This is a genomic window from Larkinella sp. C7, from assembly GCF_006149005.1.
Lineage (GTDB): Bacteria > Bacteroidota > Bacteroidia > Cytophagales > Spirosomataceae > Larkinella.
Genome location: NZ_VBSL01000133.1, coordinates 1 through 499, shown reverse-complemented (window position 1 = coordinate 499; position 499 = coordinate 1). Strand labels below are relative to the sequence as shown.

General features: G+C 51.4%; 2 protein-coding genes. Both read left to right on the top strand.

Annotated elements, in window-relative coordinates:
• Positions 1-74: 74 nt before the first annotated feature.
• Positions 75-257 (top strand): PTS glucose transporter subunit IIA, encoded by a 183-nt coding sequence (locus FH871_RS34755; RefSeq protein ID WP_369008815.1) that lies wholly within the window; start codon positions 75-77, stop codon positions 255-257.
• Positions 208-499, top strand: a 292-nt coding sequence (locus tag FH871_RS34750; RefSeq protein ID WP_212768363.1) for a PTS glucose transporter subunit IIA, incomplete at its 3' end; no start/stop codon positions are given. The genes FH871_RS34755 and FH871_RS34750, both read left to right, overlap by 50 nt.

The window sequence follows — 499 nt, the reverse complement described above, 5'->3', positions numbered from 1 at the left end:
ATGCCACTGTCAAGGCTCCACAAGTTCAAGCGGTTGCCCAGGCCAAGGAAGCGACGAGTGCTCCAGCTGGGACTCTGATTTCTGTCAAGAGTCCGTTAGCTGGTCAGGTTCAAGACCTATCACAATCACCCGACCCTGTCTTCGCCCAAGGGGTCATGGGGCAAGGACTTGTCATCGAGCCTAGTCAAGGTGAACTGGTAGCCCCAGTTGACGGGACAGTTTCCGTTCTCTTCCNAAGGACTTGTCATCGAGCCTAGTCAAGGTGAACTGGTAGCCCCAGTTGACGGGACAGTTTCCGTTCTCTTCCCGACCAAACATGCCATTGGCCTAGTGACCGACCAAGGTTTGGAAATGTTGATTCATATCGGTATGGACACCGTCAATTTAAATGGTCAAGGTTTCACTGCCCATATCCAGCAAGGTGACCATGTCAAAACTGGTGATAAGCTGATTAGCTTCGATATGGAAGCTATTAAGGCGGCAGGCCATCCTGTCACAA